The following is a 22,169-nucleotide window of genomic DNA, read 5'->3' as shown; positions in this document are numbered from 1 at the left end:
TTTCGCAATAAAGAACCTGATCCTGAGAAGTTTTTTATGATTTAAACGATGCGTCGTACGCTTTTTGCAAAATTTCCAGGTAACGATCGATTTTCAGATCCTTAAGCCCTTTTACGTAAGCGTCCCAATCCTTCTCCAGACTTTTATTGCCGGTAACGAATTGAAGCGCGCTTTGCTCGATATACGACTTGATGTTCGTTTGCAAAATGCTCGCCTCGTCCACTTCCGCCGAATCGACCCAAATCGCCCAAAGCGGGAACAGCTCCTTCGGCTCGTGGCCTTGATACAGCAGCGTCGCTTGGTACAATCTCCGCTCATAGTTTGCAGAATCATAAATATCCGTACCTTGAACCCAGCTGTCTCGGTATTCCCTCGGCATGAAGAAGTGTGCGGTACCGCTCCAACCCGCATTGCGAGGCGCTTCGCCTTCAACCGCAGGAATCGTCGCAACCTTCGGTTCTACGCCTTCTCCAAGCGCAACTTCGCCTTCCTTCGGCTTTCTCCAGTCGATGCCCTCCATACCTGAAGCGCCGTTCGTTTGTCCTTCTTCTGTGAACATGTAATCGACCAATTTAATAAGGGCAATTTGCTGCTCCTCGGATGCCTTGTTCGTAATCGCAAATTTCGCTCCCGGTGCCACGCCGCCGCCATCATGCGTCGCAAACGAGCCATGCGGTCCCGTAAGCGGAGGTACTGGATTATAGGAGGCTGAGTTTTTGTTGCCTACATCGATGTTTACGAAAATTGCTGGATGCATGCCGGCGCCAGCGCCCAGAATTTGAGCGTCGCCATTTTCGCCGATTTTTTTGAACGCTTCCGCGTTTTGCGCGAACGCGCCTGGATCGATCAAGCCTTCGTCATACAAGGATTTGATGTACGTTAAGCCTTCTTTCCATTCCGGCTTAAGCGCTGCCGACTCTACCTTTCCATTCGTCAGGTTCAAGTAATTGCGGTCGTCGTCATAGACGAAGCCGTTCATGAGGAATGGAATGACGCGTACGCCAAAGTCCTCCTTCGATCCGCTGAGCGGCACTTCATCGGCAATGCCGTTGCCGTTTGGATCTTTTGTTTTGAACGCTGTCAGTACAGCCTTAAATTCCTCAGGCGTTTTCGGCATTTCCAGCTGCAATTTTTCCAGCCAATCCGTATTGATCCACATTTTGTTCGGGTACGAGCAATGGAAGCACTGGCTGTATGCGACAAGTCCGTAAATATTGCCGTCCGGCGCCGTGTTAAACGCTCTCAAATCTGAGTTGCTTTCCATCGCTGCTTTAATATTAGGGGCATGCTTCTCAATCAGATCATTCAGAGGCACCAGCACCCCTTGCTTGCCGTACTTCACGACATCGGCTTGCGTGAATTGATCGATATAGCCCGGCAGCATATAAGCATCCGGATAGTCTCCGCTAGCTAGTGAAATTTGGCGTTTTTCCTGCGCGCCATCGGGTGGAGTCGTTTCGAATTTAAGCTTGATGTTGAATTTCTCTTCTACGAACTTGGTGAATTTATTCGTTGCCAAATCAATGTTCGGTTCCTGTACGGCAAAAATGGAAACCTCAACCGGTGCGGTTGCTCCCGTCTCTTCCGATTGTGCTGTTGGCGCGTTTGAGGCAGTATTGGCAGGCGCATTATTGCTTGAGCATGCAGCAAGCGTCATGCTGGCCATCAGGATCGTTGCCAACAAACTTACGAGTCTCTTTTTCAATTGTTATCGCTCCCTTTTCGAATGATGAAGTGTTTGCCTTCGTTTTCTCGTGCCTGCTTGCTACATACGCACCACCTCCTTTGCACGCGTTGCTGCCGTACATGTGCTATTACATGTTTATCCTTTTACAGAACCGACCAGCATCCCCTGCACGAAGTACCGCTGAACGAACGGGTAGATGATCAGAACCGGCAAAGTCGCTACTACGATAAGCGAATATTTGAGCAGCTCGGACAGCTGCTGCCTTTCGACCTGCTTCAGGGCATCCGTTACGCTAGCGCTGTTATTCATAATGATGATGCTCCTCAAGACGAGCTGAAGCGGAAACAAATTCGCGGACTTGAGGTAAATCAAAGCGTCAAAGTAGGCGTTCCACTGACCTACGCCATACATGAGGAAAAGCACGGCAAGAATGGGCTTCGATAAAGGAATAACGACGCTTCGCATAAACCGGATATCGCTGCAGCCGTCAATTTCACTCGCTTCAAACAGCTCATCCGGAATGGATGACTGGAAGAAGGAGCGCGCAATAATGACCTGCCATACCCATACGGCATTCGGAATGAGCAGCGCCCACCGCGAGTCGATCATGCCAAACTCTCTCACGACCATGTACGTTGGAATTAAGCCGCCGCTGAATAGCATCGTAAACGTAATGAGCATCATGATGACGCTGCGGCCAAAAAACGATTTGCGAGACATCGGGTAAGCAATCATGACCGTCAGTCCAACGCTGATCAGAGTTCCTACCGACGTGTAGAACAGTGAGTTGCCGTAGCCCTGCATAATTTGCGGCGTAGAGAACAATACCTTAAAGCCCTTGAAGGAAATGTCGACGGGCCACAGCCAGACGCTGCCGGACGTTACGGCAGCCGGGCTGCTGATGGAGCTGCTGACGATATAAATGAGCGGATAAATGACCGCGATCAGAACAATCGCCAGTACGGTATACACGATAAACATAAAAATTTTATCGCCTGCCGAATCCTTAATCGTTTGTCTGACCGGTGCCTGTGATGCTATTTTTGCTGATGCCATAGGCGCACTCCCCTTTTACCAAATGCTCGATTTCGTAAATCGTTTTGCCAAGCCGTTAACGGTAATCAATAACGCAAGATTAATAAGTGAATTAAACAGGCCGACAGCCGTTGCGAAGCTGTAGTTGGCGTTTAAAAGTCCAATACGATACACGTAAGTGGCAATAATTTCGGAATTGACAAGGTTAAGCGGGTTTTGCAGCAGGTAAATTTTTTCGAAGCCAATCGCCATCACGCTGCCCACATTCAAGATGAGAATGATCGTGATCGTCGGCAAAATGCCCGGCAAATCGACATGGATGATTTTCTGAAAGCGAGAGGCCCCGTCCACCTTTGCTGCTTCATATAGAGTTGGATCGATGCCCGCCAGCGCCGCCAAATAAATGACCGCGGAGTAGCCTGCCGTCTGCCAAATATCCGACCACACGTAGATCGATCGGAACATGCTGGCTTCACCGAGGAAATTGATCGAGTCCATTCCAAAATAATTTAAGGCTAAATTCGCGAAACCGAGTCTCGGCGCAAGGAACAGCATGATGATGGATACCATGACGACCGTCGATATAAAATAAGGCGCAAACGTCACCAGCTGCACGAGGCGTTTAAAGCGGCCGTTACGCACTTCATTAAGCATTAACGCGAGAATGATCGGAATGGGAAAACCCGCAAGCAGCAAATAGCCGCTGACATAAATCGTGTTCTTGACCAGCGACCAGAACATCGGATTTTCAAAGAAGAGCCTAAAGTTTTTGAGTCCGACCCATTCGCTTCCCCAGATGCCCTTAATGACGTTGTAATCCTTAAAGGCAAGCACCGCGTTCAGCATCGGATAGTATTTAAAGATAAGAAAAAACAACACGGGCGGTATAACGATAAGGTAGAGCTGCCAATGCTTCTTGAAGCTTTTGCTCGCTTCATTCGCAAGACTCCGCTTGCCCTTTTGCTTCAACAACCTGTTATTCAGTACCATTTCTTTTTCCAGAACAATCCCCCCTAGGTAGCTAGCTACTGCTGTTTGATAGCGCTTTCTATACGACGATCATAGTAGAAATCCGCCTTCTCCAAACAGGTACATTTGCGTCGTTTAGCGTACAAAAATCCGTAATTACGGGGGGCAAATCGCCGTACATGCGTACAATTCCGCAGCGCAGCGCAAAAAAACCCGGCTGCGCAGGCAGCCGGGTTTTCATTTATCAGTTGTTAGGGTTTGGCGGTCGATCGATCATACGCTTTTTGCATCAATAACACATACCGATCGACCTGCATATTTGCGAGTCCGCTTACGTAGCTGTCCCAATCCTTATTTAAATCCAAGTCGCCGGTTATGAATTGAAGCGTGCATTGATCGATATAGTGCACAAGGTTGGTATGCAAAATTCCCGCCTCGTCCGCCTCGGCTGGATCGATCCAAATCGACCAGTCCGGGAACAGCTCAGAGGGCTCATGGCCTTCATACAACAGCGTCGCTTCAGAGAGCCTGCGCTCATAGCCGTCCTGCGAGTAAATGTCTTTGCTGGCAACCCAGCTGTCGCGATATTCCTTCGGCATATAAAAATGCGCCATCCCGCTCCATCCAGAGTTTTTGGCCAGCGGCTTCTCGATAGGCGAGATGTTCGCGAACTTGGGCTCTATCCCCTCGCTCATCGCTTCTTCGCCCGCTTTCGCCTTCCTCCAGCCCACGCCTTCAAGCCCGGACTGCGCATTCGTTTGCCCTTCTGGCGTATACATATAATCCACCATTTGGATTAGTGCGATTTGCGCTTCCTTGCTCGCCTTATTCGTTATCACAAATTTCGCGCCCGGCGGTATTCCTCCGCCATCGAAGGTCGCATAGGAGGCATACGGTCCCGTGAGCGGCGGCAGCGGCGCGTAATCCTTCGTGCGCTCGCTTACGAAAATAGCCGGATGCATGGCAGCAGCGGCGCCGAGAATTTCCACCTCCGCATTTTCGCCCGCTCTTTTGAGCGCTTCCGCATTTTGAATGAATGCCCCTGGATCAATTAAGCCCTCGTCATATAGCGACTTAATATAAGCGATGCCCTCCTTCCACTGCGGCTTATTCGCCACCGTATCCACCTTGCCGTCCTTCATAAACAAATAATTGCGGTCATCGTCATAAATAAAGCCATTCATGAGGTATGGGATTACATGAACGCCAAAGTCCTCCGTCGAGCCGCTGAGCGGCATCTCATCGGGCAGACCATTGCCGTTCGGATCATTCTTTTTGAACGCCTGCAGCATTTGCTTGAACTCAGCGGTCGTTTTCGGCATTTCCAGCTTCAATTGCTCCAGCCACTTCGTATTGACCCACATTTTGTTCGGGTATGAGCAGTGAAAGCACTCGCTGTACGCGACGAGACCGTAAATCTTGCCGTCTGGTGCGGTGTTAAATGCCTTTAAGGCAGGGTCCTCCTCCATAGCTGCCTTAATGTTCGGCGCGTATTGATCAATCAGCTCGTTTAACGGAACAAACACGCCTTGCTTCCCATACTTCAATACATCCGATTGCGTAAATTGGTCCACATAGGCCGTTAGAATATAAGCCTCGGGATAATCGCCGCTGGCAAGCGAGATTTGCCTTTTTTCCTTGGCGCCGTCCATCGAAATGATTTCCCAGTTGAATTTGGCATGGAACTTTTGCTCCAGCAGCTTGGTGAAGTCATTGGTTCTCAGATCGATGCCCGTTTCCTGCTGGGCGAACACGCTGATCTCGACCGGCGCTGACGCAGCGGAATCTGAATTGCCCACCGTTGCCGCTACTTCCGCTTTATTCGTATCATTGGTTTGTGTACACGCTCCAAGTAGCATGCCGATCGCCGTTAGGAGCGCCAATAAACCCGCGAAGCTCTTTCTCAATCCGATCCTCTCCTTGTACACACCGTCACCATCGGCCCCGAAGGCTTATATTTGTATCGATTGCCGATATGCGCTCGGCGCAATGCCCATCACTCGCTTGAAGGCTCTGCGGAACGAATGCGAGCTGTTATAGCCAACGCGAACAGCGATCTCGTCGACCGTGCATGCATTCGTCCTTAGCAGGGCGGACGCCTGCTCGATTCTGATCATTTCCAAGTAGTCGGATACATTGATATCCGTGACCTCCTTGAACAGTTGAGAAATATATTTCTCGGGACGCTCTACCTTCTCCGCAATCCGGTATAAGGTCAGCTCGGAATCACCGTAGGCTTCGGCTATGAATTGTTTTATTTCCTCGACGGTTTGAATATGCGCATGATTCTTTTTGCTGTTGATTACCCGGCATAACGCATCGACGATTTCGACGATTTCATCCTGAATAACGCCAATCGCATTCGAGGCTTGGATGCTGATGATTTGATTTTTCAGCGTATGCAGCAGCTCCGATTCCATAAATGCTTTCTGATCAAGCAGCTTCAGCAGCGTACCCTTCAGCTCGCCAACCAGCTGCTGCTTCATTTCGATCGAGAGCTGCTGGTTTTCTGTGTTTTTCTCCATAACGGATAGGACCATGCGCTTCGCTTCATCAGGCTCGCCCGCGCGGATCGTACTAATCAGACGCTGCTCGATATCCATCGGGTAGTAATACGTCGCCGTCTCCAGCCTGGAATCGGCAAACCAGATGATGCTCTTCTTGCTCGCATACTCGGTGTACTCCATCATTTGCTTCGCTTGCTCATAGGAATGGCTCACGTCGATCATCGCCGAGAAGGAATCCCCAATAGCTGCGTTGAACGAAATTTTGTATTCGCCATACGCGATATCGGCTAGCTTGCCGAGCGTATCATCGATTCTCTCTCTTGCCGCCTCGCAGCAAGCGTCACCTTCTTGCGCAGTAAAAATCATCACCACTTTGTCCGATCCAAGGTCCGTCATGTGGAGATGGCCGTCCAGCGTAGATAGGGTCTGCTTCAGAATGAGTCTTGCTGCGTAAAGCTCATTCAATATTTCGACGCTATCCATGCCCGAATATCCGTTGATTTGCAGCACACCGACGTACCCGGCATTCGTAGCGAACCGCGTGTCCGACTGCGCCGCGGCTGCTATAATTTCATCCGTCGTCTGGAACTCGCCCGCGATGAGCCGTTTTAAGAAGCCGTCCCGTACGAGAGGGAGCTGGCGATTTAGTTCATTTTCCAGCTGCCGGTTGCTCGTAATGATATTTGAAATATTGCCCTGCAAAAAGTCGTATTCGTTCCGTCCCGTTATTCCGTCTTTGCCAAATTGCTCTTTCATGACGCTAAGCAGCCTGTTGATCGGAGCGCTGTTGCGATAGGACAATACAAGGCCGGCAAGAAGCCCGAGCAGCAGCGCCGCACCGGTCACCATCCAAGTAATATGCTTGATTTGATTCGCGTTTGCCATCAGCACCTGCTTCGGGATTCCTGCCCGGTAGATCCAGCCGTTCTTGTCGGAATGGATCGTAATGACGAGGTCGTCATTGTAGAACTGGCTGAGCTTATCCTGGTCAAGCTTCGCATCTGACGATAGCTGCTTCGCATCGGCCTCGCTTATGCCCCTCAAACCGATCGTATTCCCCTGCGCATCGCTAATATGAGCCCATCCGCCGTATCGGTCCTCAAGTCCAGCGAGCAGATTCGAAATATTTTCCTCATCGATAATAACGACAACCGTAGCAGGCGATGAGCCGCTAAAGCTGTCCAGTGGAAGCGACTGCATATACGTAATGACCGAAGTCTGCTTGGCATTATTTAGAAAAGAGCTGAGCGGCTTAATTTCGCTGCGATGCGTTTGATCCAGCACCGTTTTCTTCCATTCCTCAAGCGTAAGGTCGGTATAGCGATAGTTCTCGTAATAATGCTCCGGCCTGAAATAGGCTGAGCCCTGCGTAAATATAACGTCATAATTGCTTAAGTAGATAAAATAGTTTTGCAAAAAATCATTCGTCTGGCTAAAGGGCGTAACCTGCTTCAACAGGCTCCAAATGCCGTAGACGTTTACCGCCTCGCCATTTTTTTTCTCATTCATTAACTTGTTTAAATCCGGATTCAAGGCTAGCTGCCTCGTGAAGCCCTCGACCTCAACCATTCTCCTCTCCAATATTTCCTCGCTTCGCTCAAGCTGTGTGATGCTATTTTCGATGGAAATAGACTCTGTCACTTCAATTGAAGTTCGATAGGACACAAAGCCCGCTATGCTTGGAATAATCAAAATAATAAGATAGGAAATAAGAAATTTGCGAAATATGGTTGAGTACTTTGGCACGGCTAATCACCTCCCCCCTCTTATAAAAGCGCTTACATAGTAAAGAAAATATATACGTCCTGCTTTAAAAAAAGCTCCGCTCATTCATAATAACCTAATGATGCGAAAAGACAACTACTATTAAGAAATAGGTAGTTGTCTCATTCGTTTATGAGGTTAATTAGATGTGTGCCGCCTGCTGTTCAGTAACTTGCAGGTTGGGATCAAGCCTATATACATGGCCGGGAACAAGCGTAATCGACAGGGCTTGCTCACCAAATCGTACGATAGCCTCCCCTGCGGAAAAGGCTCGAATCGTCGCTTCCGTCAGCTTGCCATTTTCCCATGCTACATCGACCTCCGCATTTCCCTTTGCCCGCAGCCCCTTATAGGAGCCCTTCGCCCAAACGGCCGGAAGCGCCGGAAGCAAATGAATTTCGCCGGCATTGCTTTGCAGCAGCAAGTCCGCCACCGCCGCGGTTCCTCCGTAATTGCCGTCAATGACGAAAATGTTCGTCTCTGCTCCGGCAACGCCCGCCTTGGAGTACGTCAGCATATTATCGAAGCACAGCTCCCCGATCAGATGGGTTATATGCCTCAGCGCACGATCTCCGTCAAACAGTCTGGAGAAGCCGGTTGCGAACAATACAGCCGTAAATTCAATGTCTTCGAGCTCATCGGTCTGCATTCGGCCAATCAGTGTTTCCCTGGCGGCTGCACTCAGCTCCGGCGTTTTCCTTGGCGTAATTTGGTTGCCCGGATATAAGGCGAAGAGATGGGCAAGGTGGCGATGCTCCGGCTGCGCCTCTTCATAATCCTCCAGCCATTCCTGCAGCTGTCCCCGCTTCCCGATCTGGAGCGGCGGCAGCAGCGGTATCGCTTGCTTCAGCTTTGCCTGAAGCTCCGGATCAGCTTGCAGCAGCTCAGCTGTCTCTAAGCAGAAGGTGAACAAATCACGCACCAGCACTTGATCCATCGTCGAGCCCATCGACAGCTGCTGCGCCCCCTCCTCGCGGTTGCTCGTATAGAAGCTGTTCTCGGGCGAATTCGACGGACCCGTTACGAGCCAGCCATTGCCCGGATGCACCGTCATATAGTCGAGGAAAAAAGCTGCGGCTTCCTTCATGACCGGATACGCCTGCTTCGTAAGAAATGCATGGTCTAGCCCATATTCATAATGCTCCTTCAGATGAGTGGCGATCCATAGCCCGCCCGTTACGTTAAGTCCCCAGCCCGTTTCCCAGCCCGGCGCCGAGAAGCCCCATGCATTCGAGAATACATGCGCAACCCAGCCCTCGCTTCCGTAGAAATCCTTTGCTGCTTGCCTGCCCGCGATAGACAGCCGCTCGATGTAGTTCATCAATGGCACATGGCATTCAGCCAAGTTGCTGATTTCCGTCGGGTAGTAGTTCATTTGTGTATTGACGTCCAGATGGTAGTCGCAGCTCCAAGCCATGCGATTCGCTTCCCCGTCATTCCATATCCCTTGCAAATGCAGCGGCAGCGGCGAATCCTCACGTGTACCGGCAATCGTCAAGTAGCGGCCATATTGGAAAAACAAAGCGATCAAATCCGCATCATCCTGCTGCCCGTTACGGAATCGCTTCATTCTCTCGTCTGTCGGCAGCTTGCCGCTCTCCGTGTCGCCTAAGTCGATTGCCACCCTTGCGTACAGCTTCCTATAGTCGGCAATATGCTCCTCCTTAAGGCGCTCATAGCCTTTGGCGATTGCCGCCGCGATCTGCTTATCGCCTTCCAGCGTCCACTTGTCATCTTCTTTTCTATAATCCGTATGAAGCGCAAAATAAATAATCGCCTCATCCGCATGCGATACTACGATTTCGTTATCCCCGCTTTGAACGGTGCCGCCCACGGCAACAACCTTAACCTTGCCCTCGCAAAATACGCCGCATTTTCCGTCGCTATGCATGTCTTCCGTCGCTTGGCCATGAAAGAAGATCGTGTCCTCGTCCGTGACCACCGTCGCAAAATTACCCGTGCGGCCTTTAACGCCCAGCGAGAAGGAAACTGCTCCGGCTTGCTCACCCTTGACCCGTGATACTACGATGCCGTCGGCATGCGTGGCGAACGTTTCGCGGGTGATCTTATTGCCCGACTGCGTATAGGAAAGCTGCGCGATTGCATGTTCCAAGCTCAGCTCGCGTATTAAATTCTCTCCTTGCTGCCCGAACCGCAGGGTCACATCGCAAACCGACAGGTTCGTGCCGAAGTTCTGCTTCTTAGGCTGCAGCGCCTGCTTGGCGAGCCGGTCACCCTCGTTGTAATCTCCTCTAAAAAATTGCTCTCTCATCCGCTCCAGATCGGCTTTCGCGCTGCCGCTGCCCGGAATACGCTCCGTTTTGCCCGACCAATACGTAATTTCTGTCATGCTCCATATTTCATTATTAATTCCACCATGGATGACGGCGCCTATTCTTCCGTTTCCGATCGGCAGCCCTTGCTTCCAATCCGCCGCTTCCCCTTTATACCAAAGCTTCGAATGATTCATACCATACCCATCCCTTAGCTATAGATTAGAGTAAGCTTCGCTTACCAATCGATTGGTTAGACGCCCAAGCTTCTCGATCTCAATCGTCACCACGTCGCCGTCCTTCAAGTAAACCCGCTTCTCCTCCGGATAGCCAAGCACGACGCCCTCAGGCGTTCCCGTCAAAATAATATCGCCCGGCACAAGCGTCATATGCTGCGAGATGTAGCTAACCACCTCGTCGCATGGAAAAATCATGTCGGATGTATTGGAGTGCTGGCGAGTTTCCCCGTTCACGGTGCATTTGATCTCCAAATCATTCGGATCAGCGATCTCGTCCGCCGTCACCAGATAAGGGCCGAGCGGGCTGAAATCGTCGCAGCTTTTGCCGAGCAGCCATTGCTGGGTTCTCATCTGAAGATCCCGAGCCGATAGGTCGTTTACGTTGCAATAACCGAATACATGCTGCAGCGCTTCTTCCTTGCTCACGTATTTGGCCGTCTTTCCGATGACGATGACGAGCTCCGCCTCATAATCGACCTGGGACGTTACGCGCTCAGGCAGCGCAATATCCTTCTGATGCCCCGTAAGCGTATTGTTGAACTTGTTGAACAAAATCGGATACTTCGGAATGGGCGCATTTGTCTCGATCGCATGCTGCCTATAATTGAGTCCTACGCAGATGATTTTGTTAGGCCTGGTCACGCAGGGACCAAATTGAACCGCCTCCTCATGGAGGAGCACCGCTTCGGCATGCTCGGCGGATTCAAGCAAGCGCTCCGTATAAGCCGTTATCGCTCGAACGCTTTTCTCTCCGCCTTCAATGACAGCCATGATGTCCGTTGGAACATCCGCATCCGGCAGTCGCTCCAGCGCCGATTTCATATCGAGGATTCGGCCATCCAGCTTTACTCCGAGTCTAAATTGTCCGTCTTGCTCAATGGTTACCAGCTTCATAATGTCATGCCATCCTTTCGTATTGTGAATTAAGCATCCTTGCCGAACACGACACCGCCATCCATGTATAAAGGCGAGCCCATCATAAAGGAGGATTCATCGGAAGCCAGAAACAGTACGCCGTTCGCCACATCCTCGGGTCTTCCCAGCTCACCGCTGAGCTGCCTTGTCTTAATGGCCGCAATTGCCGCTTCAGGATCTTCGTAGGCGTTCTTTAGATATTGCTCAACGAACGGCGTCATAATCGTTCCCGGCAAAATCGCATTCACGCGGATATTATATTTGGCATAATCCACCTGCATCGACTTGGTTAGCGCCAGCACGGCACCTTTCGTAGCCGAGTAGGAGGCGCGGCGCGCGAGGCCGATCTCCGCGATGCAAGACGACATGTTGATGATATTGCCGGCCTTGCGCTCCATCATGTGCGGAAGCACATGCTTGGAGGGCAGGAATACGCCCCGCAGATTGACCTGAACAACGCGGTCCCAAGCCTCCGGCTCGATCTCATGCAGCGCCCCTACTCCGCTAATGCCCGCGTTATTGAACAAAATATCGATCTTAGCGTAGGCTTTGATCGCTTCCTTAACCATCGTTTGGACCGAATCCGAATCCGTAACATCGGCGTGGAGGAACAAGGCGCTGCCGCCGCCTGCTTGAATGCCTTTTGCCGTCTCTTTGCCTTTTGACTGATCAATATCATTAACGATGACCGTCGCTCCCTCTTTTGCGAATAGCTCGGCTGTCGTTTTTCCAATTCCCGAACCAGCTCCCGTTAGGAGCGCAACCTTGCCCTGAAGTCTCATCGGCAAGCTCCTCCCTTTCACTATCGGATACGGAACTCATTAAAGTATTTAGGAATGATTTCAGTGGAGGCGCCCGGCAGCTCCGGCAGTACATAATGCCCATTCTTAACGGTTGCCGGCTCGGAAAAGATCGTTCTAATCCAAGGGATATACTCCAGCATAATAGCCCCCGGCGTAGCAGCTACCAGATGCTGATGGATTTGTCCCATGTCGCCGACATGCGGGCAAACCGGTATGTCATAGGCTGCCGCCAGTCCCGCCACCTGCAGCCATTCCGTAATGCCCGCCACCCGAGTCACGTCGACCTGACAGTATTCGATCGCTCCTTGATGAATGTAATCGCGGAACGCGTATTTGGAATAGACATGCTCGCCGAGCGCAATCGGAACGTTAAGCGCGTCCGCCAGCTTTTTGTGCCCAAGGATATCATCGGGATTAAGCGGCTCCTCCAGCCAAAATAAATCAAACTCCTCCAGCTTCTTGCCCCACGTCATCGCCGTATTGATATTCCACTGCTGATTGACGTCGATCATAAAAATGACTTGATCGCCAATCGCTTTGCGAACCGCCTTCACCCGGTCGTAATCCTCATGCGGATCAGACTTGCCGACCTTGATTTTCACGCCCGTAAAGCCCTGCTCGACGATGTCCGTTACATCCTTCAGCAAGCGCTCCTTCGACCAGTTCAGCCAGCCGCCGTTCGTGTTATAGGCTTTGATGCCTTTAGATTTATGTCCGCCGAGATACTGCCATAACGGCTTATTGGACGCCTTCGCCATAATGTCCCAAAGCGCAATATCAACGGCAGCCAGCGCCATATGCGTAATGCCTGCCCGGCCGATCCAGTGCATCTTGCCGTACCGCAGCGTATCCCAAATTTCCTTTACCATAAAAGGGTCCTTGCCGATCAGCTCTGGCGCATAATAACGGTCGATCGTATCCACGATCATATCGTCGCCATGCGCGCAGGTTCCCGTGTAGCCATATCCGACAAAACCTTCATCCGTAAAAATCCGAACGCCTGAAAGCCCCCAATGCGTCGCTACATTAATAGCATCCGTAATCGGCGGATCAATCGGTACGTGAAGCACAAACGTTTCCACTTTTGTAATTTTCACCATTAGCTCTCCCTTGATTTCGATTAATAGCCTAGCGAAGCGCCGCCTTCTACAGGCAGCGCTACTCCGGTAATAAAGGCCGCTTGCTGCGAAGCCAAAAACAATACCGCCTGCGCAACCTCCTCCGAGGTTGCCGGACGGCCAAGCGGGTGCATCGCATTCAGCGCCTGCATCGCTGCAGCAGGATCTGGCTGCTGCCTTGTCCACGCTTCCAATAAGGGCGTCAGCACCCCCGCCGGACATACGCAGTTGACTCTTACGCCATCTGCGGCAAAGTCTAGCGCCAGCGATTTGGTCATAGCAATAACGGCCCCTTTGGACGCGGCATAAATCGGATTTTGCCGCTGGCCTACAAGCCCGTTAAGCGAAGCCATGTTGACAATCGAGCCTTTAGATTGGCGCAATAGCGGAATCGCGTGCTTAATCGTCAAATAGGCGCCCTTCACATTCACCGCAAGCACATGATCAAATGACTGCTCATCGATTTCCTCAAGCGGCTTGGGCAAAATGACGGCCGCATTATTGAACAGCACATCGAGCTGGCCGAACGCTTGGCGCGTTTTATCCATCAGCTCCTTAACCGCATTCTCTTTTGATACATCCGTTTGAATCGCTATCGCTCTCGCTTGCGCCGCCTTGGTTGAAAGCCCTTTCACGATTGCGTATTGTTCATTTAGCTCACCTGCTGCACGCTGCCCCTCTGCCTCGTTCCAATCCGCAATAACTACATGCGCGCCTTCGGCAGCGAACAATTGCGCGCTTACCCTGCCGATACCAGAGCCGCCGCCCGTTATAAGCACGACCTTATCTTTAAAGCTCAAGGGCATTCCTCCTTTTCGGGCGATCGTTAACCTGGCTATGCAATGATTTATGTTGTTAATTAGTCCGTATTTATATTTCTTGTTCTTCTCCTTATATTTCAGTTATTGTATCATCTATATAGGAATGTGTATTTGATCAGGCATCCATAAAGTTGACGATTCATCCGCTAATTTTCAACCTATAATTGAACAGAAGAGGGATAATACGTGAGGAGACTTAATGAGCTTACGCCCCATGTCGGAGATTCAATGAACTACTTATATGACGGCAGCTCTAATGAAAAGCTGCGCGTCTGCAGCGTCTATGCCTTTCATCTATTTACGGATGGGCCGGGGCAGATGGAGATTAAAGGCAGAATGTATCCCATCGAAAATCGGACGCTCATCTTCCTTAGGCCCGATGAGCCTCACGCCTTCCACATTTCCTCCGATCATCCGCTGGCATCGCATAATGTCTATTGCGATCTATGGGATCGGAACAAGCCCGTCTCCGTCAATCGGACGTTTATCTACGCTCCGGAACCATTCGAGCAAGGTACGGTCGCTTCGTCTTTTCCTTGTGAGGAGCTGGATAGCCTGCCGAGCGTCTTTTCCTTGCAGCCCTATCCCGAACTATATGAAGCGTTCTTGATGCTCGCTAAGCTTTTCAACGATACGCAGCATTATCGCACAGAGATGGTCAACAGCCTCCTGTATGCTTGGATCCTGAACTGGTACAACACCATTCATACGCATCAGCCAACGGATTATCGGATTGTCCGCTTGCTCGCCCATTTAAATGCTCAGCCTGAGCAGCGCGAGCCGGTTGAGACTTGGTGGAAGCTTTGCGGCTTGAAACGAACGTACTTTCACGCCTTGTTTTTACGTGAGACCGGCCTCACCCCAAAAGCTTACCATCATAAATTGCTGATGAGACGAGCCTCCCACCTTCTGCTAGAGAGTGAACTCAGCGTAACGGCCATCGCCGAAAGGCTTGGATATCCCTCAATCCATCCCTTCTCTCGGCATTTCGGCTCCTTTTACGGCGTGAGCCCTAAGCATTATCGCCTGCAGCCTCAGTCGAGAAAATAGTTTGCGACGTAAGCTCACATAGGTGCTTATGGAGCTGTTTCGGCGTGGGCAGGACGGCGAAACTTGCATGTATGCACACAAACTCCCTGTAGATTTGATCATGGAAAAAGCCAAGGGGATGCAGGTTAACGACCTGTATCTCTCTTGGCTTTTTAAAGGTTTTGCACGATCTCATCCTATTATTTTCGCATTTACAAATGGTAACTTGTCTAGGAATAGCTCAACAAAAGGTCGTTAGCTAAATTTCCGAACTGCCTGATATCTTTTAAATAATCGTATCCGTTAACATGGCTTAACTGATTATACATCCTGACAACGACAGCATCATACTTCGGCACAACAAGGCAAGCACAGCCCGTAATGCCTAATATTTGATAAGAGCCGTTTGGCAGTCTTTCCCCTATTTGATTGAGTAGCGTGTCGCTTTGCAGCCACCATATAAAACCGTTGCGAGGCAGATGAGTTGGCACGCTGCTTGGCGTTTGAAGCGTCGTTACACGCTCAAAAACAGGTTGAGGCAGCAATTGCTCTCCACTTAGACAACCCTTGGCAAGATGAATATAGCCCCACATCGCCAAATCTCTTGCACTAACGAACAAATTGCTTTGGTCTCCTGCAGCACTGTTATTTGGCCCAACCCACGTTTCTTGATCCTCGTAATAGTTGTAAATGAGATGCTCATGGTTCTCCGTTCTCCATCCCGTTTCATGAAGCTTACAACGCTCAAGCACATGCTCCTTCATAAAAACACCCAAGGCTTTCCCCGATAAATAGGTGACCAATTGAATAAGCATTGCGATGCCTTCGTTTCTGTAAGCCCAATTCTCTCCTGTCGCAAAAGCTCTGCTGAGCCCGCCGCCTTCCGCCTTTAAACCGTGCGTATGCGTGAGCAGATGCCTAAGCGTGACTCCTTTAGCCATATCTTTGTATTCACGCAAGTAAGCTCCGATTTCATCATCGATGCTAGCAATCAAGCCTCTCTCAATTAGCAGGCTTATGGCTAGCGCAAGGTAGGTTTTACGGATAGAGGCCACATTAAACTGGGTATGCTCATCCACAGCCCGCGACTGCTGGGAACCCTCATGTGTACCTGAATACCACTCATTGACGACAGCATTATTTTTAATGATGTATGCAGCTGCTGCTGTGGCACCAATATCGACTTGAGTGCTGTACACATAATCATTGAGTGGTTTAAAATGCTCGGTTGCTATTTTTAGCAAAGCGATACTCTCCTTATCCGGCTCTTCGTTCACGCCTGCTCCAATCTAAATGACGGATACCAACCATTTGATCCAATAAGCGGCTGGCACTAGCAGCACCTGAGCAAGCAGCGTTCCTAGTAGCCGCGACACCATTAATAATCCAAAAATTTTATTAAGTGCCGTGATGTCTTTTTCTCCCCTAAGCACTTTGTCGGTAATTAAACCAATTTGAGGGTCGATAAGTATAGTGAGCAATATAGTCGCCACTCCGTTAATAAGTCCTGATGCCTGCGAAGCGGCGAAGGAGTTTGCAGTTGTGAGTGTCGATGCCAGCAGAGCCGACAGGACGCCAATCGTATAAATAGCGGTCACTAAGCTGTTCAGAATGACCAGCCTTTTGGGAATGCCTCCGATCCGCAATCGGGACAGCATCGATAATTTGGGAATACGCAAATGATAGCGCACATTATGCAGCTTTTGAATGGAAACCGAGGTGCGGACCATTTGAGGGATGGAGCCCGCCACTTCGAAATGGGATATCACTCTTTTAGAAATGATGACTGCGGACGGAAAAAGCAATAAAGCGATAAATGTGCCTACACTGGAAGCGCCGATAATAATCCGCATCTGGTCGACTAGATTAAAATCACTGTTTTCTTTGGCGAAATCTATCAGTTTTCCGGTTAACGGGGCTTGAACCATATTAGCTGTTCTTGAAATAAGGAGGATAATGCCGGATAAGGACAAGGCAACTGCCAGCTTCCCTAAACGAACGCCTGCTGAGCGGAGCGCATACGTAAGCGTCTCCGAGAGATGAATAATAAAAGTGAAAATGACAACGAGCATAACTTGGTCCAGCATATCGCACACCTCATCTCATGGTAACGGCATGTCTATTCTATTACAAATAATGCCATATGATCAATTATTTCTACTAATCTTTTAAACACGCTAAGCTGTTAGCAAAATAAAAAAATAGTCTGTTGAGAATTCTCAACAAACTACTTTTCGTTAGACGACGTTATATGAAATACCGTTTAGCTGCCGACTGCATAGCTTTTCAACTGATAGCTGACAAAAGCCAACTGCTTGCTATCCGGCGACCATGAATTAACGTTAATAGTGCCCTGGCCCCCGAACAGCTCGGCCAAGGTCCGGTATTGCCCGCCGCCGCTCGCCATCAGACGAATTTCAACGTTTTTGTTGGCAGGATGGTCGCCCGGGGCAACGTCTCCCTTGCGATAAGTGATATAAGCGACGGATTCGCCATCCGGGGACACATGCGGGAACCAGCTGTTGCTCTCATCATAGGTCATTTGAGTCTGCTCGCTCCCGTCAGCATTCATCCGCCATACTTGCATCAAGCCTGATCTCGTCGAATTGAACCAAATATGCCGGTTATCCGGCGAATATTCCGGCCCGTCGTCTAACCCCGGCGTATCAGTCAGCTGCGTCTCGGCTCCGCCAGCAGCTGGAATCGTATAAATATCGTATTGTCCATTTCGTTCAGCGCAATAGGACAAGGTGCTGCCATCCGGCGACCAGCCGTGAAGATAGCTTGGCGCATGCTCCGTAATTAGAGTCGGCTGATCACCGCCTGCAAGCGGGAGAATATAGATGCGCGACTGACCGTCCTCCTGCGAATGATGGCTGACAGCGATTTGAGTATCGTCAGGCGACAGCACATGGTCATTGTTGCAGCGGTTAGCGAAGCCCGAATGGATTACTGTGCTCTCCCTTGAAGAGAGATCAAAGGAACAAAGCAGGCCTCCGCTGTTATAGATGAGACGCTTGCCGTCTTTCGTCCAGTTCGGAGCCTCGATCAAATAATCGAACTCGGCCAGCACCTGACGTTCGCCGGTAGTGACATCCACCGATTCAAGAAAGCTTTTAACGCCGCGGTCTGCATGCTTGAGATGCTCCTGTAAGGTCTTCATCGTTATCTACCGTCCTTTGGACACCCGTATTTGAACTAATCGTTCTTTACCTTTAAATCGTCTTAGTAAACGCGTGTTTATAACGAAACAAAAAAAATGATAGCTTTGGCTTAAAAGCGTGACCTGTAGGATTAGGATGGATGCATTTTCTAATAACCAACCGAGTTAATTAAAACGCGCCGTATCCAACCTTCATCTGACCACGCCATCGTAGATTGTAAACACGTGTTTATAAACTCATCATACCTAATACCTGAAATCGCTGTCAATCCTTTTTACGCCAGCCATTCACGGTTTTAGCAGCTCCCCAAACGGTTGCTGCATAAAAAACGGCATGCCAGGAATTCCCCCTAACACGCCATTTCCTTATCACTAGCTATTCATCCTAAAAGCGCAGCAGCGCCCTAGCTCCCTCATGCTGCGGATCAAGCGTTAAAACACGCTGCGCATACGCCAACTCCTCTGTTTCCCTCTCCAGCTCATAGCAGCAAATCGCCATGCTGTACAGTGTCTCGGCAGTCCCTTCATTTTCGCTTAGCGACCGCTCAAAAAAGACCCGCGCATCCTCATACAATTCCAGTTGATAGAGCAGAACGGCGCAGTCCAAGGCAAGATCATGCTTCTCATTCATCGGATAATAGCCTGCCCACATGAGGTGTATGCCTTGGCGAAGATCCTCCATCTCCTCCTCTCCGGTATCCGGAACGAGAAGCAGCATACGCTTCGCGCTTTGAAGAAATAGCTGCGCATCGTAGCGGCCTAATCGCCAAAAAGCGAGCATTTGAGCCAGCCCCAGCTGGTCCAAATGCTCATCGAACCACAGCTTCATGCTAAAGAAATCATCCGGCCCAAACCGATCGACAAATCGGCGGTAGGCTAAGCGCGTATTCGCATAGCTTGTCGGGCTTTGAAGCATAAGAATACAGCCTACATTCAAGTTTTTATAATGATGCTCGGTAAAATGGGACCATGCTCCCTTTCGCTCAAAAGCCTGCTGGATCGCATGATAATTAGCCGTCAAGGAGAAGCTTCCATGATGAATGAGCTTGGGCGGCTCGGCAAACGCCCAATTGTCCAAGCGATGGTCTCCCTTATCCGCCGTAAGCAAGGCAAAGCCCTCCTGCGATAACTGGCCAAGCCGCTCCAGACAGTCCAGCCCAGTCTCCGGGAAGAGAATGTGCGAATCCTCAAGCTTTTGCTTATACAGCTCGATCACATCCAGATAAGGATACGATTTCTGCTCATATTCAGCGGCTCTGCGGTAATGATATTCGGGCACCATTCTCTCCAGCATATCCAGCGCAGCAGGCGCTTCCCCCTCATCAGGCAACGTCAAGGAAACTCTGCATTCAAAAATGTTGCCTTCATCCACATAAATCAATTCCTGCGGGATGCTGTCAAAAAAGTAATTGGCGATAATCAGCAATGGCTGCTTCAAGCTAGCTTTCTTTATCGTGTCGCCCGATTGCGTCAAATGCAGCTCCGCATCATGCACCGCATCAAACTTAGCGAAATCCAGTATTCCTTGCTGAACGAAGGGCTTCAGGCTGGGATGCTGCTGCCAATAGGCCATATTTTTGACTGGCAAATCACTCATGACATACCGGTATGGCGGAAGCGCAATGCCTGCATAATCGATCAGCTCACCTAACTCCTTCAGCACTTGGAAGGCTAACCGGCCCGAGCCCGCTCCAAGCTCAAGAATCGTAACCGGTTCCGCTAGATGGCCCAGCCTTGCTCTATCCTGAAGAAATCCAAATAGGATCTCTGCGTAAGCCGTTGCAATGACTGGATTATTCGTGATGTATTGCGGCACTTCCTCGTTCTGCCACGCCTCGATGCCCTGCTCTTCAAAATAAGCGCGCTGCAGCTCCCAAATAGGCGCTTCACTAAAACGGTAAATCGGCTGATCGCTATTATTCATTCTTATAAACCTACTTTGCTCTATGTAATAAGAGGATTTAATTGCTGCCCTATCAAGTATGCTGGGTCTAATCCACCAGATTTAAACCTAGCATCTGTATGCAGCGTTGTCTATACACATCATTTATTGCCTAGCTTATCTTATCTTATTTGCCATCGCCTAATTGCAAATACAGATATTGACAAACAACTCATTTCAGATTACTCTGAATTACAGAGTTATCTGAATGAATATGTTTTTGAAAGGAATGGAGCTATGCAAACCGTAATTCAGCTGGATCAAGTATGCAAGCAGTATGGTACTACAGTTGCTGTTGATCATATAACGATGCAAGTGAAAAAGGGAGAAATCTTTGGCATCGTAGGTCCCAATGGTGCTGGAAAAACAACATTAATCGAGATTCTTGAGGGCTTGCGGCATGCGGACAGCGGTGCTGCCACGGTATTAGGCAAGGACATCAGCAAGCATGCCCAGGAGATCAAGCAGCGAATAGGCGTGCTGCTGCAATCCACCGCTATTCCGGAAAAGGCCAAGGTAAAAGAAGTGCTGCACATGTTCGGCTCGCTTTACAAGAAAACAGCCGATCCAAGCGAGATTGCGGCTTTTCTCGGGCTTGAGGATAAGCAAAACGCCTATATTAAATCGCTGTCCGGCGGCTGGAAGCAGCGCGTATCGCTGGCGCTCGCGTTAATCAATGATCCGGAAATTATTTTTCTCGACGAGCCCAGCATGGGCTTGGACCCAAATGCCCGCAGCGAGATGTGGGAAATGATTCATCGGCTTAAGAAGCAGGGACGAACGATTGTCGTAACGACCCACTACATGGAGGAAGCTGAATATTTGTGCGACCGGATCGCGGTAATCAGCCGGGGGCGGCTGGTCGCTCTCGATACGCCACAGAAACTCATCTCCATGCTGGGCGGCACGAAGCGTATCAGCTTCAAAAACGCCGGAAAATCAAGCAAGGCCCGCTTCGCTGGGCTCGCGCATGTCACTCACGTCGAGTACGAGGCCGAAATGATTAAGCTGCATTCAAGCGATATCGATGAAACGCTGAAGCAGCTTTTCCACTTGGCTGCCCAGGAAGATTGGATGGTTAGCGGGCTCCGGCTTGAGGATGCTTCAATGAACGATGTCTTTACCGAAATGACTCTACAAGGCAAGGTGGCTGCGCGATGAATGCTCTTATACGGCTTGTTGCTTTTGATTTCCGCTTGTATCTGCGTGATTGGCTGACGATATTTTGGATGCTCGTGTATCCGATCCTGATGCTGCTCATTTTTGGTTCCGTATTCGGCAACCAGCCGGGTGCGCTGGAAGGCGCTACTTTCATTGATTCTTATATTCCCGCATTATGCGCGATGAATGTTATCTCCGTTTCCGTATTCACGTTAAATATTAATATGATTACACAACGGGAGAGCGGCATTTTGCGAAGATACCGGGTTAGCCCTATCCGCTCAGGTGCGGTGCTGCTGTCGAATTCCATTCAGGGCATCATTCTCGTACTTGCAGGCGCAGTCGAAATTATCGTTATTGCCAACTTAGTTTGGGATATTCAGTTCTCCGTAACTTCGCTGCTCATGCTCTTTGCTTGTCTGTTATTTGGTAGTCTCAGCTTCTTTCCCCTTGGGTTTGCCTTGTCGGGACTTACCAATACGCCAGGAGCTGCCAGCGGCCTGGCCATGGTTGTATTCTTCCCTGCACTCTTCCTATCCGGAATTGCTATGCCAGTCCATATTTTGCCAACGTTCATGCAGAGAGTAAGCGAGTGGCTGCCCATGTCTTATTTCGTTGAGCTTGCCCGCGGGGTATGGCTGGGAGAGTCGATCGCCTCGTTTGGACTTGCAATTGCGATCATGGCTGGATTTGCCGTTGTTTGCTGGGGGCTTGCGTTCTTCCTTTTCAGATGGGAAAAATAA

17 protein-coding genes are annotated in these 22,169 nt (G+C 50.0%); 3 read left to right on the top strand and 14 right to left on the bottom strand.

What is annotated here, in order from left to right; translation table 11 throughout:
- Positions 1 to 34 precede the first annotated feature (34 nt).
- The 10 genes from HI950_RS24010 to HI950_RS23965 all read right to left on the bottom strand — a co-directional run bounded on the left by HI950_RS24010 (position 35) and on the right by HI950_RS23965 (position 14,116).
- Positions 35 to 1,705 carry an extracellular solute-binding protein gene (locus HI950_RS24010; protein ID WP_411268136.1) on the bottom strand — a complete coding sequence of 557 codons (1,671 nt, stop codon included), beginning with the start codon at positions 1,703 to 1,705 and terminating at the stop codon, positions 35 to 37.
- Positions 1,706 to 1,822: 117 nt separating this feature from the next.
- Positions 1,823 to 2,743, bottom strand: a complete 921-nt coding sequence (locus HI950_RS24005; RefSeq protein ID WP_169088266.1) for a carbohydrate ABC transporter permease — start codon at positions 2,741 to 2,743, stop codon at positions 1,823 to 1,825.
- A 15-nt stretch (positions 2,744 to 2,758) separates the two neighbouring features.
- Entirely contained in the window at positions 2,759 to 3,712 is a 954-nt protein-coding gene (locus HI950_RS24000; RefSeq protein WP_169088264.1) for an ABC transporter permease, read from the bottom strand.
- A gap of 230 nt (positions 3,713 to 3,942) precedes the next feature.
- The gene (locus tag HI950_RS23995; protein ID WP_223285475.1) at positions 3,943 to 5,598 is read right to left on the bottom strand and encodes a type 2 periplasmic-binding domain-containing protein; all 1,656 of its coding nucleotides are present in this window, start codon (positions 5,596 to 5,598) and stop codon (positions 3,943 to 3,945) included.
- A 45-nt stretch (positions 5,599 to 5,643) separates the two neighbouring features.
- Positions 5,644 to 7,944: a helix-turn-helix domain-containing protein gene (locus HI950_RS23990; protein ID WP_169088262.1), complete on the bottom strand. Its 2,301-nt coding sequence runs from the start codon at positions 7,942 to 7,944 to the stop codon at positions 5,644 to 5,646.
- A 160-nt stretch (positions 7,945 to 8,104) separates the two neighbouring features.
- Complete coding sequence (locus HI950_RS23985) at positions 8,105 to 10,432, bottom strand: glycoside hydrolase family 95 protein (protein ID WP_169088260.1); 2,328 nt, start codon at positions 10,430 to 10,432, stop codon at positions 8,105 to 8,107.
- Between the two features lie 18 nt (positions 10,433 to 10,450).
- Positions 10,451 to 11,368 (bottom strand): fumarylacetoacetate hydrolase family protein, encoded by a 918-nt coding sequence (locus tag HI950_RS23980; RefSeq protein WP_169088258.1) that lies wholly within the window; start codon positions 11,366 to 11,368, stop codon positions 10,451 to 10,453.
- Between the two features lie 29 nt (positions 11,369 to 11,397).
- Complete coding sequence (locus HI950_RS23975; RefSeq protein ID WP_169088256.1) at positions 11,398 to 12,171, bottom strand: SDR family NAD(P)-dependent oxidoreductase; 774 nt, start codon at positions 12,169 to 12,171, stop codon at positions 11,398 to 11,400.
- Positions 12,172 to 12,191: 20 nt separating this feature from the next.
- Entirely contained in the window at positions 12,192 to 13,292 is a 1,101-nt protein-coding gene (locus HI950_RS23970; RefSeq protein WP_191297037.1) for a mandelate racemase/muconate lactonizing enzyme family protein, read from the bottom strand.
- 20 nt (positions 13,293 to 13,312) lie between these two features.
- Positions 13,313 to 14,116: an SDR family oxidoreductase gene (locus HI950_RS23965; RefSeq protein WP_169088254.1), complete on the bottom strand. Its 804-nt coding sequence runs from the start codon at positions 14,114 to 14,116 to the stop codon at positions 13,313 to 13,315.
- Positions 14,117 to 14,317: 201 nt separating this feature from the next.
- Here HI950_RS23965 and HI950_RS23960 point away from each other — a divergent pair, with 201 nt between their 5' ends.
- On the top strand, positions 14,318 to 15,181 hold the full coding sequence (locus HI950_RS23960) for an AraC family transcriptional regulator (RefSeq protein WP_169088252.1): 864 nt from the start codon (positions 14,318 to 14,320) through the stop codon (positions 15,179 to 15,181).
- A 209-nt stretch (positions 15,182 to 15,390) separates the two neighbouring features.
- On the opposite strand, the gene HI950_RS23955 is transcribed toward HI950_RS23960, so the two are convergent.
- The 4 genes from HI950_RS23955 to HI950_RS23940 all read right to left on the bottom strand — a co-directional run bounded on the left by HI950_RS23955 (position 15,391) and on the right by HI950_RS23940 (position 20,247).
- Positions 15,391 to 16,404: a serine hydrolase domain-containing protein gene (locus tag HI950_RS23955; protein WP_169088250.1), complete on the bottom strand. Its 1,014-nt coding sequence runs from the start codon at positions 16,402 to 16,404 to the stop codon at positions 15,391 to 15,393.
- Positions 16,405 to 16,449: 45 nt separating this feature from the next.
- Positions 16,450 to 17,247 carry a lipid II flippase Amj family protein gene (locus HI950_RS23950; protein ID WP_169088248.1) on the bottom strand — a complete coding sequence of 266 codons (798 nt, stop codon included), beginning with the start codon at positions 17,245 to 17,247 and terminating at the stop codon, positions 16,450 to 16,452.
- 176 nt (positions 17,248 to 17,423) lie between these two features.
- Positions 17,424 to 18,323: a TolB family protein gene (locus HI950_RS23945; protein ID WP_169088246.1), complete on the bottom strand. Its 900-nt coding sequence runs from the start codon at positions 18,321 to 18,323 to the stop codon at positions 17,424 to 17,426.
- 385 nt (positions 18,324 to 18,708) lie between these two features.
- Positions 18,709 to 20,247: an SAM-dependent methyltransferase gene (locus HI950_RS23940; protein ID WP_169088244.1), complete on the bottom strand. Its 1,539-nt coding sequence runs from the start codon at positions 20,245 to 20,247 to the stop codon at positions 18,709 to 18,711.
- 255 nt (positions 20,248 to 20,502) lie between these two features.
- Here HI950_RS23940 and HI950_RS23935 point away from each other — a divergent pair, with 255 nt between their 5' ends.
- A complete protein-coding gene (locus HI950_RS23935) occupies positions 20,503 to 21,426 on the top strand; it encodes an ABC transporter ATP-binding protein (RefSeq protein ID WP_169088242.1) in 924 nt (307 codons plus the stop codon).
- On the top strand, positions 21,423 to 22,169 hold the full coding sequence (locus HI950_RS23930; RefSeq protein ID WP_169088240.1) for an ABC transporter permease: 747 nt from the start codon (positions 21,423 to 21,425) through the stop codon (positions 22,167 to 22,169). The genes HI950_RS23935 and HI950_RS23930 overlap by 4 nt, the downstream gene beginning before the upstream one ends.

This window comes from Paenibacillus sp. PL91 (assembly GCF_012935325.2).
Lineage (GTDB): Bacteria > Bacillota > Bacilli > Paenibacillales > Paenibacillaceae > Pristimantibacillus.
This window is presented reverse-complemented; position numbering and strand designations above follow the sequence as displayed.